This is a genomic window from Peterkaempfera podocarpi (genome assembly GCF_042466665.1).
Lineage (GTDB): Bacteria > Actinomycetota > Actinomycetes > Streptomycetales > Streptomycetaceae > Peterkaempfera > Peterkaempfera podocarpi.
Genome location: NZ_CP162102.1, coordinates 5,141,138 through 5,154,893, shown reverse-complemented (window position 1 = coordinate 5,154,893; position 13,756 = coordinate 5,141,138). Strand labels below are relative to the sequence as shown.

Below are 13,756 nucleotides of genomic sequence, written 5' to 3'. Positions count from 1 at the left end.
GAGGCGACCTTCCCGCCCTCCCGAGGAGGACCCGCTGCCCAGCGACATTCCGGCGCAACGGCTGTCGGCCAAGGTGCCGGTCGGCCTGCGCCGGTTCAACGAAGCCGCCCATGGTGCCGCCGAGGAGGCGCTCCTGGCCTGCTGCGGTTCCCGCAGATGGGCCCTGCGTCTGGCTGCCCACCGCCCCTACCCCGATGTGGCATCGCTGCTGGCGGCCGCCAGCGAGGCCTCGTACGACCTGCGGCCCGCCGACCTGGCCGAGGCGCTCGCCGACGAGAGCTGGATGCCGCAGTCGCTGCTCGGCATGCGGGCGCCGGGCAGCCACGCCGCGCACACCGCGCTGCGTGCGGCCCACGCCGCATACGAGGCCCGCTTCGGCCATGTCTTCGTGGTCTGCCTGGAGGGCTGCCCGCCCGAGGAGATGCTGGACACCGTGCTGGCCTCCATCAGGGCGCGCCTGGCCAGCGACCCCGACGAGGAGCGCCTGGTCGCCTCGGACGAGCTGCGCCGGATCGCGATAGGCCGACTGGAGCACCTGGTGGCCTCCCACAGCGGGGCGGGCGCCCCGGCCTGAGCCCGGCGCCGAGGGGCGCGGCCGTCGGGCGGGAGGGCCCGGACCGGAGACGCTTCAGACCGGTCCGGTTAGCCCGCACGTGCCTGTTTGATCACACAGCGGGACCCCGGCCGGGCCAGGCCCCCGGAGCGTCGCTACGATGGCCACGGCCGGTGGACCGTACCCGGCCGGGCTGACCGACACCGAAGCCGGCCGAGCCCCGATCCCGCTTCCGGAGGGTTTTCCGTGCCGGCTGGAACGCTGTACCGCGGCCGGGAAGGCATGTGGTCGTGGGTGGCTCATCGAGTCACCGGCGTACTCATCTTCTTCTTCCTGTTCGCCCACGTTCTCGACACAGCGCTCGTCCGCGTCTCCCCGGAGGCGTACGACAGTGTCATCGCGACGTATAAGAACCCGATCGTCAACCTGATGGAGTACGGCCTGGTCGCCGCCATCCTGTTCCACGCGCTGAACGGCCTGCGGGTCATCGCCGTGGACTTCTGGTCCAAGGGCACCCGCTACCAGCGGCAGATGCTGTGGACCGTTGTCGGCATCTGGGTGGTGCTGATGGCCGGGGCGTTCTACCCCGTGCTCCAGCACACCCTGACGACCCTGTTCGGGAAGTGATCCGCGATGTCCACTGCTGAGACCTCTCCGGTGGAGCTCGTCTCCTCCTCGCAGCCGCACACCGCCAAGGGCCTGGCCGCCGAAAACGGCTATGTGATCGAGCCCCCGCGGACCCGGACCACCAAGAGCCCCCGCGTCACCCGCGGCAACTTCGAGATGTGGGCATGGCTCTTCATGCGCCTCTCGGGTGTCGTGCTGGTCGTGCTGGTCATCGGCCACCTGGTGATCCAGCTGGTCATCGACGGCGGCGTCTCCAGGATCGGCTTCGCCTTCGTGGCCGGCCGCTGGGCCTCGCCGTTCTGGCAGGGCTGGGACCTGCTGATGCTCTGGCTGGCCATGCTCCACGGCGCCAACGGCATGCGTACCGTCATCAATGACTACGCGGAGCGGGACACCACCCGCTTCTGGCTGAAGACGCTGCTGGTCACGGCCACCGTCTTCATTGTGCTGCTCGGCACGCTGGTGATCTTCACCTTCGACCCGAACATCTAAAGCGGCAGCAGACGAGGCGAACGAGACCCCCATGCAGATCCACAAGTACGACACCGTCATCGTCGGCGCCGGCGGCGCCGGCATGCGCGCCGCCATCGAGTCGACGCAGCGCAGCCGCACCGCCGTGCTGACCAAGCTCTACCCCACCCGGTCCCACACCGGCGCGGCCCAGGGCGGCATGTGCGCCGCCCTCGCCAACGTCGAGGAGGACAACTGGGAGTGGCACACCTTCGACACGGTCAAGGGTGGTGACTACCTGGTCGACCAGGACGCCGCCGAGATCATGTGCAAGGAGGCCATCGACGCCGTCCTCGATCTGGAGAAGATGGGCCTGCCCTTCTCCCGGACCCCCGAGGGCCGCATCGACCAGCGCCGCTTCGGCGGCCACACCCGCAACCACGGCGAGGCCGCGGTGCGCCGCTCCTGCTACGCCGCGGACCGCACCGGCCACATGATCCTGCAGACGCTGTTCCAGAACTGCGTCAAGCACGGCGTGGAGTTCTTCAACGAGTTCTACGTCCTGGACCTGCTGCTCAACGAGGGCCGCACCGCCGGTGTGGTCGCCTATGAGCTGGCCACCGGCGAGATCCACGTCTTCCAGGCCAAGAGCGTCGTCTTCGCCTCCGGCGGCAACGGCAAGTTCTTCAAGGTCACCTCCAACGCCCACACCCTCACCGGTGACGGCCAGGCCGCGGTCTACCGCCGCGGGCTGCCGCTCGAGGACATGGAGTTCTTCCAGTTCCACCCGACCGGCATCTGGCGGATGGGCATCCTGCTCACCGAGGGCGCCCGCGGTGAGGGCGGCATCCTGCGCAACAAGGACGGCGAGCGCTTCATGGAGCGCTACGCGCCGACCATCAAGGACCTCGCCCCGCGTGACATGGTCTCCCGCGCGATCTACACCGAGATCCGCGAGGGCCGCGGCTGCGGCCCCGAGGGCGACCACGTCTACCTGGACCTCACCCACCTGCCCCCGGAGCAGCTGGACGCCAAGCTGCCGGACATCACCGAGTTCGCGCGGACCTACCTCGGTATCGAGCCCTACACGGACCCGATCCCGATCCAGCCCACCGCGCACTACGAGATGGGCGGCATCCCGACCAACGTCGAGGGCGAGGTGCTGCGCAACAACACCGACGTGGTGCCCGGCCTGTACGCCGCCGGCGAGGTCGCCTGCGTCTCGGTGCACGGCGCCAACCGCCCGGCACCAACTCGCTGCTGGACATCAACGTCTTCGGCCGCCGGGCGGGCATCGCCGCCGCCGACTACGCCCAGGCCAACGAGTGGGTCGAGCTGCCGGAGAACCCCGCCACCCAGGTGGAGGCGCTGCTGGAGGGCCTGCGCAACGGCGAGGGCACCGAGTCGGTCGCGCAGATCCGCAAGGAGCTGCAGGAGTCCATGGACACCAACGCCATGGTCTACCGCACCGAGACCACCCTGAAGCAGGCCGTCGCGGACATCGCCGCGCTCAAGGAGCGTTTCCGCAACGTCTCCGTCCAGGACAAGGGCAAGCGGTTCAACACCGACCTGCTGGAGGCCGTCGAGCTGGGCAACCTGCTCGACCTGGCCGAGGTGCTGGCCGTCTCCGCGCTGGCCCGCAACGAGTCCCGCGGCGGCCACTACCGCGAGGACTACCCCAACCGCGACGACGTCAACTTCATGCGCCACACCATGGCGTACCGCGAGGTGGACGCGGACGGGAAGGCAACGATCCGCCTGGACTACAAGCCGGTCGTGCAGACCCGCTACCAGCCGATGGAGCGTAAGTACTGATGAGCACCCCCACCGTGCAGGACGCCGCGCCCCACTCGGCCGCCCTCGACGCCGCCGAGAGCGGGGCCAACGCCCTGATCAAGATCACCCTGCGCATCCGCCGGTTCAACCCGGAGGAGCACCCGGAGCCGGTGTGGGTGGACTACGAGCTGATGGCCGACCCCAAGGAGCGCGTGCTGGACGCCCTCCACAAGGTCAAGTGGGAGCAGGACGGCACGCTGTCCTTCCGCCGTTCCTGCGCGCACGGCATCTGCGGTTCGGACGCCATGCGCATCAACGGCCGCAACCGGCTGGCCTGCAAGACGCTCATCAAGGACGTCACTAGCCTGGACGGCCACGGGGGGTCGAAGCCCATCACGGTCGAGGCCATCAAGGGCCTCACGGTCCTCAAGGACCTGATCGTGGACATGGACCCCTTCTTCCAGGCGTTCAAGGACGTCATGCCGTTCCTGATCACCAACGGCAACGAGCCCACCCGTGAGCGCCTGCAGTCCCAGGCGGACCGCGAGCGGTTCGACGACACCACCAAGTGCATCCTGTGCGCCGCGTGCACGTCGTCCTGCCCGGTCTTCTGGAACGACGGCCAGTACTTCGGCCCGGCGGCGATCGTCAACGCCCACCGCTTCATCTTCGACTCCCGCGACGAGGGTGCCGAGCAGCGGCTGGAGATCCTCAACGACCGCGAGGGCGTGTGGCGCTGCCGCACCACCTTCAACTGCAGCGAGGCCTGCCCCCGCGGCATCGAGGTGACCAAGGCGATCCAGGAGGTCAAGCGCGCGCTCGTCACGCGGCGCTTCTGACGCTCCCGGCAGCGGCGAAGGGGCGGGGTCCGGACTTCCGGACCCCGCCCCTTCCGCGTCCGCATCCGCCTCGGGTCAGCGGTGTATCCAGAGCTGTATGGCGAACCCCCGGACGCCGGTCTGCTCGGCCAGCCGGTAGTGCGTGTGCAGGACCTTCAGCAGCTCCGTGGCGTTGCTGAAGGTGGCGTACCGGCCCCGGGCGGCGACCACCCACACCCGGGCGTACGCGGGTAGCAGACCCTCGATCCGCGTCGGCTCCACCTCCTCGCCGGTCAGGCTCGCCGACGCCACGGCGCTGCGCTCCAGCAGTACGTCCACCGTGCCGTGGAACGCCTCGGGGTAGAGCTTCTCCATGGCGCGCCGGTTGGCGGGCGAGAAGACCACCGCGTCGCCGGGCCGCGCACTGAGCTTGAAGGTCTCGGCGGCCGCGCGCAGATCGTCGGCGCGGGCCATGGAGGTGCGTTCGAAGCGCTGGGACGACATCTCCAGCGACAGCACCCCGCCGGCCAGCGCCACACCCAGGACCGTGGCCACCGCCGTCAGAACGGCCGTGCCCCGCGCCCGCGGCACTCCGGCCACCAGCCTGCCGACGCCCCGGACCGCCGAGTCCAGCCCCGCGGCGGCCAGCAGCACCAGGCCGGGCACGCTGTAGAGCACATACCGGTCGTAGTAGAGCGGGGTGTTCAGCGAGGCGGTCATCAGCAGCGCCGGCGGCAGCAGCAGCCAGGGCAGGGCCAGCAGGAGCAGCGGTGTGGGAGCCCCCGGGCGCCGCCGCGGTACGAGAGCCCCCAGACCCGCGAGGACCAGCAGCGTGATCAGCGCTGCCTGCTCGGGCCCGGCGAAGCTCTGCAGCAGGCTCCAGGGCGTCTGCCAGGTGACCGGAGGCAGCCAGTCCACCTGGGCGGACTGGGTGGAGGTGAAGAGCGCCAGCGGGACTGCGCACAGCCCGGCCCCCGCGGCGGCCGCCAGCCAGCCGAGCCTGACCCGCCGCCCGGAGCCCCGGGTCAGCAGCACGGTGGCGCCGTGGGCGACCACGATCAGCAGGGCGAACTCATGCAGCAACCCCACCAGCAGCACCATGGCGCCGTAGGCCGCCCAGCGGGGCCAGGTGGGGCGCTCCCAGGCGCGCAGCAGCAGCAGGCAGGTGATCACCACTCCTGCGGTGACCAGGGCGTACGACCTGCCCTCCTGGGCGTACTTGGAGACAAAAGGGGTGACGGCCAGCAGCAGTCCGGCGGTGACGCCGACGGCGGGGCCGACCAGCCTGCGGCCGATCAGCGCCACCCCGCCGGCCGCCACCGCCATGGCTATCACGGAGGGCATCCGCAGCGCGGTGAGACCGGGGCCGAAGACCAGGAAGACGCCGTGCATCAGCAGGTAGTAGAGGCCGTGCACCGCGTCGACGTGGTGCAGCAGCTCCCAGATCTGCCCCCAGCTGCGGATGGCGACCTCATAGGTCGCCGCCTCGTCGCGCCAGGGGCCGCGGGCGTCCAGCTGCCACAGGCCCAGGCCCAGCATGGCGGCGGCGGGCAGCAGCGGTACCAGGAGTCCGAGCGCACGCGCGGCGGGCCCGGGGCGCTTCCTGGCGGAGGCCGGGTGGGCCGGACCGGCCGACACCTCGGCGGTGCGGGGGGAGGGCAGTCCTGGGGTGCGGGTGCCAGGCGTGGTCACGTGGGTCCTCGGAGGCTCAGCGAGCGGATATCACTTCTTCTGACGGACGAGCCCGCCGATCGGATGCCTCGGGGAAGGTCAAATGTCCGGCAATTTCGTTCGAAAGTCTTTCGGCCGGTCCAGGCATCGGGATGCGGGCCCGGCCGGCGGCTACTGCGTCAGCCCGGGGAGCTTCTGCCGCCTGGCGGAGGCCCGCAGACCACGTACCCCGACCGCCCCCACCAGGGTGCCAAGCGCAAATGAAGTGACGGTGAGCGCCAGGTGAATCCAGAAGAACGCCGTGGGGCGGGAGTGGTCACCGTCCGTGAATGCCTGGCCACCGGAGTCCTGCCACAGGTTCTTGGCGAACGTCACCCAGATGATCCAGCTCCAGACCCCGAAGGCGGCCAGGAACCAGGAGGTGCGGCGGCTGAGCTTCATGGTCACGTCCTCGGCGGTACGACAGCGGTTCTGCCCAGTATGGGCGGTTGTGGGCCAAGCACCGACACGCGGGTCCGCTAGGGCGAATGGGCGATGCCGGGCCTCAGGTTGACGGCTTCGGTGTGACGGCGGGTACGGTCACCGGGTGACCAGCGCCGAAGACCTCACAGGTCCTCAGGAGACCGGCTGTATATCCCCGGGTCCCCGGTCCCCACGTCCCGGCAGGGGCCTTGCCGCCCTGCTCGCCGCGACCGCAGCAGCCGCCACCGTACTGCCCATGGCCGCCCCGGCCGCCGCCGCACCCCGTGCCAAGGCGAGCGAGAGTCCGGTGCCGCCCGAGGCGATGTCCACGGTGGGCGGAGAACTGCTCGGCCGCCCCGGCGTCCAGGTGCAGACCGGCGACGCCCCTCAGCTGCCCGACGAGATCACCGGACTCTCCTGGGTGGTGGCCGACGCCACCACCGGTGAGGTGCTCGCCGCCAAGAACGCCCACTGGCGGCTGCCTCCGGCCTCCACCCTCAAGATGCTCTTCGCCGACACGGTGCTGCCCAAGTTCCCCAGAACCACCAAGCACACGGTGTCGCCGGAGGAACTGGCCGACATGGGCGAGGGCAGCAGTCTGGTCGGCATCAAGGAGCACCTGGACTACCGGGTCGAGGACCTGTGGCGCGGTGTGTTCCTGCGCTCCGGCAACGACGCGGTCCATGTGCTCGCCCATATGAACGGCGGCATATCCGCCACGGTCCGCGAGATGCAGGCCGAAGCCGACACGCTTCAGGCCGGCGACACCCATGTGGTGAGCCCGGACGGCTACGACGAGCCGGGGCAGGTGTCGTCCGCGTACGACCTGACCCTCTTCGCCCGCCAGGGTCTGCGCAACGCCGACTTCCGGTCGTACTGCGCCACCAAGACTGCGAAGTTCCCCGGGGACACGGACGCCAAGACCCACCAGCGGGAGACCTTCGAGATCGAGAACACCGACCGGCTGCTCACCGGTTCCTGGGGGATGACCCCGTACCCGGGGCTGATCGGTGTCAAGAACGGCTTCACCACCAACGCCGGGAACACCTTCACCGGGGCCGCCGTACGCGGCGGGCACACCTTGATCGTCACGGTGATGCACCCCCAACCGGTCCACACCAACCAGGTCTACATCGAGACCGGCCAACTGCTGGACTGGGGGTTCAGCGCCCTCGGGAAGGTCACCCCGGTCGGCACCCTGGTCGGCCCCAGGTCCGACCAGAGCTCCGATGCCACCCCTGCGGCCTCCCAGACCGGCCGCCAGGCCAGGCCGGGGGCCGGCGCGGGAGCAGGCACCGCGGCCGTGGAGACCGACAGCACCGGTGGGATGTCCACCGGCTGGGTGGCCGCCGGAATCGGCGCGGTGGTGGCCGTCGGCGGACTCGGCCTGGCCCGCAGCAGAGCCCGCGCCAAGCGGCGGGCGGCCTGGGGCGAAGCTGCGAACTCCGCCGCTTCCGGCACCGCTCCGCCCGCCGGTTCCACCGCGGTCGGCGGGCGCCGGCGGCGCCGCCGGCGCTGAAGCCACGGAGCCGCGGCATCGGCCCGGGTCCTGAGGGACCCGGGCCGGCGTTCACCGCTGCGGACCATCCGCCCGCGTGGACGGGACACCCGGCTCGCCCCTGCGGCCGCTCCCGGGCGTGCAGACCGCGCGCCGGGCCCTCTGCCGGGGCGTACGGCCCGCCGTAGGCGCCGTCCCTGCCCGGAACCCCCGGACCTTGTGCTGACCGCTGCACAGGGGCGCCACACAGGCGGGGACGGCGCCGCCTTGCGTACAGCCCGCCGCTTCCCCTCGTCGACCCCGGAGACCGCAGCACAGGCGCGTCAGCAGGCCGGGCAGTGCCGCCAGGCCAACGGCGCTCCGCACGCCTCACCCGCCCAGAGCCCCGGGGTCGTACCGACCGCAGCACAGGGGCGTCAGGACGCCGCGGCGGTGCCGCCGGCGTCGTGGTAGGCGCGCAGCGCAGGGGCGTCAGGACGCCGCGGCGGTGCCGCCGGCGTCGTGGTAGGCGCGCAGCGCCTGCTCCCGGGCTCGGCTCCGGGCCGCCTCCTGGTCGGCGGTGGCGGTCCAGGAGGCGCAGTACAGCAGCAGCCGGCTGACGAAGTTGATCCAGAGCAGCAGCGCCACGGGAACTCCGAAGGCCCCGTAGACCGACTTGCCGGCCACCCCGCTGATGTACGAGGACAGCAGCACCTTCAGCACCTCGAAGCCGACCGCGCCGATCAACGCGGCCGCCAGCACCGTACGGCGCCGCTGGTCGGTGATCCGGGGGAACGCGGTGAGGAGATAGGCGAAGAGGATCATGTCGGCGGCCACGGCGATGATGAATCCCGCCAGGCCCAGCAGCCACGCACCGGCTCCGCTGCGTTCCAGCCCCAGGGCTTCGGCCAGCCTGCCGGTGAGGGCGCTGAAGACGGCCGAGGCGCCCAGCGAGACCGCGGTGACCACGCCCAGGCCCACCAGGACGCCGACGTCCAGCAGTTTGCGGATCACCGGGTTGCCCGGCTCCGCGTCCAGCTGCCAGACGGTGCGGATGGCGGCCCGCATGGTGTCCACCCAGCCCAGGCCGGAGATCAGCAGCACCACACCGCTGACCAGGCCCACCGCGCCGGCGTTGCTCGCCAGGGAGTTGATGTTCAGGGAGTCGGCGATGCCGGGGATCTGCTCGGCGATCTTCTGCTGGATCTCCTTGACCTGGTGGTCGGAGAGGGTGGCCGCGGCGGCCGCCAGGGCGAGGGTGAGCAGCGGGAAGAGGGCCAGGAAGCCGAAGAAGGTCACCGCTCCGGCCAGCCTGTTGCAGCCCGTGGCGCTGCAGTGCTCGTAGACCCGGTAGGCCCGGGTGCGGAGCAGCCGGGCGATCAGCGGGCCGATCAGCGGCAGCCGGGTCAGGAAGTCCATGATCGGCGCCTACCCTGCGCTCCCGGACGCACGCGCCCTCCGGTCAGCCGGAACTGAGCACGCCGGCCAGCCGCCCGCTGCCCTGGGCCGGGGTCGCGGGCGGCGGTACGGTGCCGCGCTGGTCGAGGGCCGTAGCGGGGTCGGGGGCGGGGGTGCGGTCGGCGAGCGGGACGAAGGGCAGCGGTTCGGTCTCGCCGAGGAAGACCCGCCGTACCACCCGCTCCGCGGCGCGGCCGTCGTCGAAGGCGCAGAACCGCTCCCGGAAGGCGGCCCGCAGGGCGGTGGCGGCATCGTCCCGCCAGGCGCCGCCGGTGAGCACCGAGATCAGCTGCTGCTGGTCCCGGGCGACCGCGCCGGGGGTCTCGCCGGGGCGGCCGGAGAGCACATCGAGGTAGACGCCGCGGGCCTCCTGGTAGACCTCCCAGTCGTCCGCGTAGAGCACGATCGGCCGGTCGAGGTTGGCGTAGTCGAACATCACCGAGGAGTAGTCGGTGATCAGTGCGTCCGAGGCCAGGCAGAGCCGCTCCACGGAGGGGTGGCCGGAGACGTCGATGATGCCGCCCGCCGCGATGTCGGGGTGGGTGGTGTCGTGCCGGTCGTGGAAGTAGTGCATCCGGGTGAGCAGGACATGGCCGGGGCCGAGGGCCTGCATCAGGGCGGGGAGGTCGAGGCGCGGCCGGTAGGTGGAGCGGTAGTCCCGGTGGGTGGGCGCGTAGAGCAGCACCACGGCGCCGTCGGGGATGCCGAGTTCGGCGCGGGCGTCCAGGACGTCCTGGGCGGTGGCGGTGTGGAAGACGTCGTTGCGCGGATAGCCGTACTCGAGGGTGGTGTAGCCGGCCGGGTAGGCGCCCTCCCACACCACGGTGGAGAAGCGGTTGCTGCTCAGGCTGTAGTCCCAGCGGTCCACCCGGTCCAGCAGCCGGTCGAAGTCCATCCTGGCCGCGGGGTAGGGCTGCAGGTCCAGGCCCATGGACTTGACCGGGGTGCCGTGGTGGGTCTGGAGGTGCACCGTGCCGGGGCGCTTGACCGCGGAGTCCGGGAAGTTGACGTTGTTGACGAAGTAGCGGGCCCTGGCCATCGCGGCCCGGTGGCGGCGCGACCCCGGGTGGACGAAGCGGATGCCGGGCGGCACCTCGCCGCGGCGCCGCCGGTCGACCACCCAGACGGTCTCGATGTGCGGGGCGAGCTCGCGCAGCTTCGCATGGATGGCGGCCGGGTTGCAGGACGGTCCGCGGTTCCAGTAGGCGGCGAAGACGGCCAGGTCGCGGCGGACCGGCAGCCGCTGCTGGAGCCGCTGGTAGGCGCCGAGCAGGGGCCGCCCCAGGGCGTGCCGCAGCCGCCGCAGCGCCACGGGGGCGGTGCGCCGCACCCACTCCAGGGCCCGCAGCACCGCATGGGCGCGCCGCCGGCCGCCGGCCAGCAGCCGCAGGCGGGCCGCCTCCGGTCCGGCTGCGGGCCGGTAGCCGGCCGGGCGGTGGCGGCGGCAGTGCCGGGCAGCGCGCCGGAAGTACTCGGGTCGGGCGTCGGCCGGGACCCGGTCGGGGCGGCTGACCACGGTGTGCAGATGGTGCAGCATCCGGCCGTAGACCACGGGCCGCCAGCGCTCCAGTTCGGGGCGTGCGTCGAGGAAGGCGAAGACCCGGTCGTACTGGTCGAAGACGTCGAAGTGCTTACGGCTGCTGGTGCCCAGGATGTTGCCCTGGCGCCGCTGCCGGTAGTGCACGCAGACCCGGTCGAGCAGGGCGATCCGCGCGGCGGCGAGCATCGCCGGGTACGTCCAGGGGGTGTCCTCGTAGTAGCCGGGCGGGAAGCGCAGGCCCTGCTGCTCCACGAAGTCGCGGCGGTAGGCCTTGTTCCAGACCACCATCAGCAGTCCGAGCAGCTCGGGGCGCTCGTCCACCGGGAAGACCTGGGGGCCGGGACGGGAGAAGAGCTCGGCGTCCCTGCTGCGGCGCACCTTGTGGTTCCAGTAGGAGCGCGCGTAGTCGTAGACCAGGATCTCGGGGTCGTCGCACTCGGCGAGCCGGTCGGCGACGGCTCGCAGGGCGCCGGGGGTGAGGGTGTCGTCGCTGTCCAGGAAGAGCAGGTAGTCGCCGGTGGCGACCTCCAGCCCGGCGTTGCGGGCGCGGCCCAGGCCGACGTTCTCCGGCAGGTGGAGCACGGTGACCCGCGGGTCGCGGGCGGCGGCCTCGTCGAAGATCCGGCCGCAGCCGTCCGGGGAGCGGTCGTCGACACCGATCAGCTCGAAGTCCTCGTACGACTGCGTGAGGACCGAGTCGATGCACTGGCCCAGGTACGCCTGGACCTTGTACGCGGGGACGATGATGCTGAACCGGGGCATGGGCATCCAGATCGGGTCGAAGGCGCAGCAGGCAGGCGCGCGAGTCGGGTCACCTGCCTCAACGACCGTTCGGCCCAAGGGATACGCCTGACGAGGGGTGAACGTGGCCTGATGTCACCCTGCGCGACACCCGGTGGTCACCCGGCGTTGCCCGGCGGGCCGCTCAGCTCCCGAACGTGTAGGCGTGCAGCGGACGCCACACCTCGTCGGCGCCGAAGCGGTAGAGGCTGAAGCCGGGCACGTCGAACGCCGCCCGGAACCCCTTCATCTCCGTGTGGGCGCGGTCCAGTTGCTCGTCGGTGAGGTTGTGCGCCACCGTGACGTGCGGGTGGAAGGGGAAGTTGAGCTCCCGGGCCAGCGGCCCGGAGCGCACCGAGGCCTCCACCTGCCGGCACTCCTGCATGCCCTCCTCGATCCGCACGAAGACCACCGGTGAGACGGGCCGGAAGGTACCGCTGCCCAGCAGCAGCATCCGGAACGGGCGGTGGCGGGCGGCCACGGCGCCCAGATGGCGCTGCACGACGGGCAGGTCGGCGACCGCCACCTCGGTGGGCGGCAGCAGCGTCACATGGGTGGGTATGGAGCGCGCCAGCGGGTCGCCGAAGTCGTCCCGGGCGTCCTGGATCTCCTTGCCGTAGGGGTCCGGGACGGCTATGGAGACGCCGATGACGACGGCCCGCGGCGGCGCCGCGGGGTCGTCGTCGGCCGGTGCGGGTCCGGTGTCCATGCGGGTCAGTGCTTCGCCGGGATGAAGCCGACCCGGTCGTAGACGTCGGCCAGCGTGCCGGACGCGGTCTCGCGCGCCTTGCCTGCGCCCTTGGCCAGCACCCGGTCCAGCTCGGCCGGGTCCTCCAGGTAGGCCCGGGTCCGCTGCTGGAACGGGGTCACCCACTCGGTGAAGGCCTCGGCCAGCTCCGTCTTGAGCGCGCCGTACATCTTGCCCTCGAAGTGCTGCTCCAGCTCGCTCACCGGGCGACCGGTGATCGCGGAGTAGATCGAGAGCAGATTGGAGACGCCCGGCTTCTTCTCCTCGTCGTAGCGGATCACGGTGTCGGTGTCGGTCACCGCGCTCTTGAGCTTCTTGGCGCTGGCCTTGGCGTCGTCGAGCAGGGTGACGATGCCCTTCGGCGAGGAGGCCGACTTGGACATCTTGATCTCCGGGTCCTGGAGGTCGAAGATCTTCGCGGTCTCCTTGACGATGTACGGCTCCGGCACGGTGAAGGTCTTGCCGAAGCGGGTGTTGAACCGCACCGCGAGGTCCCGGGTGAGCTCCAGGTGCTGGCGCTGGTCCTCGCCCACCGGTACCGCGTTGGCCTGGTAGAGCAGGATGTCCGCGATCTGCAGCAGCGGATAGGTGAACAGGCCGACCGAGGTGCGCTCGCTGCCCTGCTTGGCCGACTTGTCCTTGAACTGGGTCATCCGGGACGCCTCGCCGAACCCGGTCAGGCAGCTCACCACCCAGCCCAGCTGGGCGTGCTCCGGGACATGCGACTGCACGAAGAGGGTGCAGCGGTCGGGGTCCAGACCCGCGCCCAGCAGCTGCGCGGCGGACACCCGGGAGTTCTCGCGGAGCGTGGCCGGATCCTGCTCCACGGTGATGGCATGCAGGTCGGCCACCATGTAGTACGCGTCATGGCTCTCCTGCAGGGCCACCCACTGGCGTACGGCACCCAGGTAGTTCCCCAGGTGGAACGAGCCGGAAGTGGGCTGGATGCCGGAGAGCACGCGCGGGCGATCAGTGACCATGCCGCCCATTCTCGCAGGAAAGCGGGACCGCTCGGTGCCGGCATCCCACTCATCACATTTGCGCAGGTGGATCTGGCGCACACCGCCGTCCGGGGGCCGCGCCCGGGATGCGGCGGTGGGCGATTGCCCTGCCCGGCGGCCCCGCCGCGGCCCGCCGGGGCGCAGCAGCGGCCGTCCCGGCCATGGGGGGACGAAGCCGCCGCGACGGTGTCAGGCGTGCCTGCGGGGCTTCGAAACAGGGCTTCGGCACTTTCGGAACCCGACGGCCGGCCTCCGACGCATTGATGAGCATTCGTCAAGTAGAGCCCTGCGCGGAACCCGCTGGATTCACCTGCGCAGGGGGCTTGACCCGACCGAAACGCAGGCCATAAATTTCCCGGAACTTGCGGAGTATTTTTCGAAACTTTCGAAGCACT

Annotated in this window: 11 protein-coding genes and 1 pseudogene; 6 read left to right on the top strand and 6 right to left on the bottom strand. The window is 71.2% G+C overall.

The window, feature by feature from the left end; genetic code table 11:
• Window positions 1-34 precede the first annotated feature (34 nt).
• The 5 genes and pseudogenes from AB0761_RS22750 (at window position 35) to AB0761_RS22730 (ending at window position 4,245) form a co-directional block, all read left to right on the top strand.
• On the top strand, window positions 35-574 hold the full coding sequence (locus AB0761_RS22750; protein ID WP_377274265.1) for a 2-oxo-4-hydroxy-4-carboxy-5-ureidoimidazoline decarboxylase: 540 nt from the start codon (window positions 35-37) through the stop codon (window positions 572-574).
• Window positions 575-799: 225 nt separating this feature from the next.
• Window positions 800-1,180: a succinate dehydrogenase, cytochrome b556 subunit gene (gene sdhC / locus AB0761_RS22745; protein ID WP_377270962.1), complete on the top strand. Its 381-nt coding sequence runs from the start codon at window positions 800-802 to the stop codon at window positions 1,178-1,180.
• Window positions 1,181-1,186: 6 nt separating this feature from the next.
• Complete coding sequence (locus tag AB0761_RS22740) at window positions 1,187-1,672, top strand: succinate dehydrogenase hydrophobic membrane anchor subunit (protein ID WP_377270960.1); 486 nt, start codon at window positions 1,187-1,189, stop codon at window positions 1,670-1,672.
• A 31-nt stretch (window positions 1,673-1,703) separates the two neighbouring features.
• Window positions 1,704-3,445, top strand: a pseudogene (gene sdhA, locus AB0761_RS22735) (succinate dehydrogenase flavoprotein subunit).
• The gene (locus AB0761_RS22730; protein ID WP_377270959.1) at window positions 3,445-4,245 is read left to right on the top strand and encodes a succinate dehydrogenase iron-sulfur subunit; all 801 of its coding nucleotides are present in this window, start codon (window positions 3,445-3,447) and stop codon (window positions 4,243-4,245) included. The pseudogene sdhA and the gene AB0761_RS22730 overlap by 1 nt, the downstream one beginning before the upstream one ends.
• A 75-nt stretch (window positions 4,246-4,320) precedes the next feature.
• On the opposite strand, the gene AB0761_RS22725 is transcribed toward AB0761_RS22730, so the two are convergent.
• Together AB0761_RS22725 and AB0761_RS22720 are read right to left on the bottom strand one after the other, a co-directional pair.
• Window positions 4,321-5,916 (bottom strand): glycosyltransferase family 39 protein, encoded by a 1,596-nt coding sequence (locus AB0761_RS22725; protein WP_377270957.1) that lies wholly within the window; start codon window positions 5,914-5,916, stop codon window positions 4,321-4,323.
• Between the two features lie 150 nt (window positions 5,917-6,066).
• Window positions 6,067-6,336 carry an SCO4848 family membrane protein gene (locus AB0761_RS22720; protein WP_377270955.1) on the bottom strand — a complete coding sequence of 90 codons (270 nt, stop codon included), beginning with the start codon at window positions 6,334-6,336 and terminating at the stop codon, window positions 6,067-6,069.
• Between the two features lie 145 nt (window positions 6,337-6,481).
• Here AB0761_RS22720 and AB0761_RS22715 point away from each other — a divergent pair, with 145 nt between their 5' ends.
• Window positions 6,482-7,876, top strand: coding sequence for a D-alanyl-D-alanine carboxypeptidase family protein (locus AB0761_RS22715; RefSeq protein WP_377270954.1), 1,395 nt, complete (start codon window positions 6,482-6,484; stop codon window positions 7,874-7,876).
• Window positions 7,877-8,326: 450 nt separating this feature from the next.
• Here AB0761_RS22715 and AB0761_RS22710 read toward each other — a convergent pair whose 3' ends face one another.
• From AB0761_RS22710 to trpS, 4 genes are all read right to left on the bottom strand, one after another.
• Entirely contained in the window at window positions 8,327-9,253 is a 927-nt protein-coding gene (locus tag AB0761_RS22710) for a YihY/virulence factor BrkB family protein (RefSeq protein ID WP_377270953.1), read from the bottom strand.
• A gap of 43 nt (window positions 9,254-9,296) precedes the next feature.
• Entirely contained in the window at window positions 9,297-11,594 is a 2,298-nt protein-coding gene (locus AB0761_RS22705) for a CDP-glycerol glycerophosphotransferase family protein (RefSeq protein WP_377270952.1), read from the bottom strand.
• A 163-nt stretch (window positions 11,595-11,757) separates the two neighbouring features.
• On the bottom strand, window positions 11,758-12,321 hold the full coding sequence (locus AB0761_RS22700; RefSeq protein WP_377270951.1) for a 2'-5' RNA ligase family protein: 564 nt from the start codon (window positions 12,319-12,321) through the stop codon (window positions 11,758-11,760).
• 5 nt (window positions 12,322-12,326) lie between these two features.
• Window positions 12,327-13,340 (bottom strand): tryptophan--tRNA ligase, encoded by a 1,014-nt coding sequence (trpS, locus tag AB0761_RS22695; protein ID WP_377270949.1) that lies wholly within the window; start codon window positions 13,338-13,340, stop codon window positions 12,327-12,329.
• Between the last annotated feature and the right edge of the window lie 416 nt (window positions 13,341-13,756).

Bases quoted from the DNA above. Each gene is read 5' to 3' on its own strand.
- AB0761_RS22740 (WP_377270960.1), top strand. From the start codon at position 1,187: ATGTCCACTGCTGAGACCTCTCCGGTGGAGCTCGTCTCCTCCTCGCAG.
- AB0761_RS22700 (WP_377270951.1), bottom strand. From the start codon at position 12,321: ATGGACACCGGACCCGCACCGGCCGACGACGACCCCGCGGCGCCGCCG.
- AB0761_RS22730 (WP_377270959.1), top strand. From the start codon at position 3,445: ATGAGCACCCCCACCGTGCAGGACGCCGCGCCCCACTCGGCCGCCCTC.
- AB0761_RS22705 (WP_377270952.1), bottom strand. From the start codon at position 11,594: ATGCCCCGGTTCAGCATCATCGTCCCCGCGTACAAGGTCCAGGCGTAC.
- trpS (WP_377270949.1), bottom strand. From the start codon at position 13,340: ATGGTCACTGATCGCCCGCGCGTGCTCTCCGGCATCCAGCCCACTTCC.
- AB0761_RS22720 (WP_377270955.1), bottom strand. From the start codon at position 6,336: ATGAAGCTCAGCCGCCGCACCTCCTGGTTCCTGGCCGCCTTCGGGGTC.
- AB0761_RS22710 (WP_377270953.1), bottom strand. From the start codon at position 9,253: ATGGACTTCCTGACCCGGCTGCCGCTGATCGGCCCGCTGATCGCCCGG.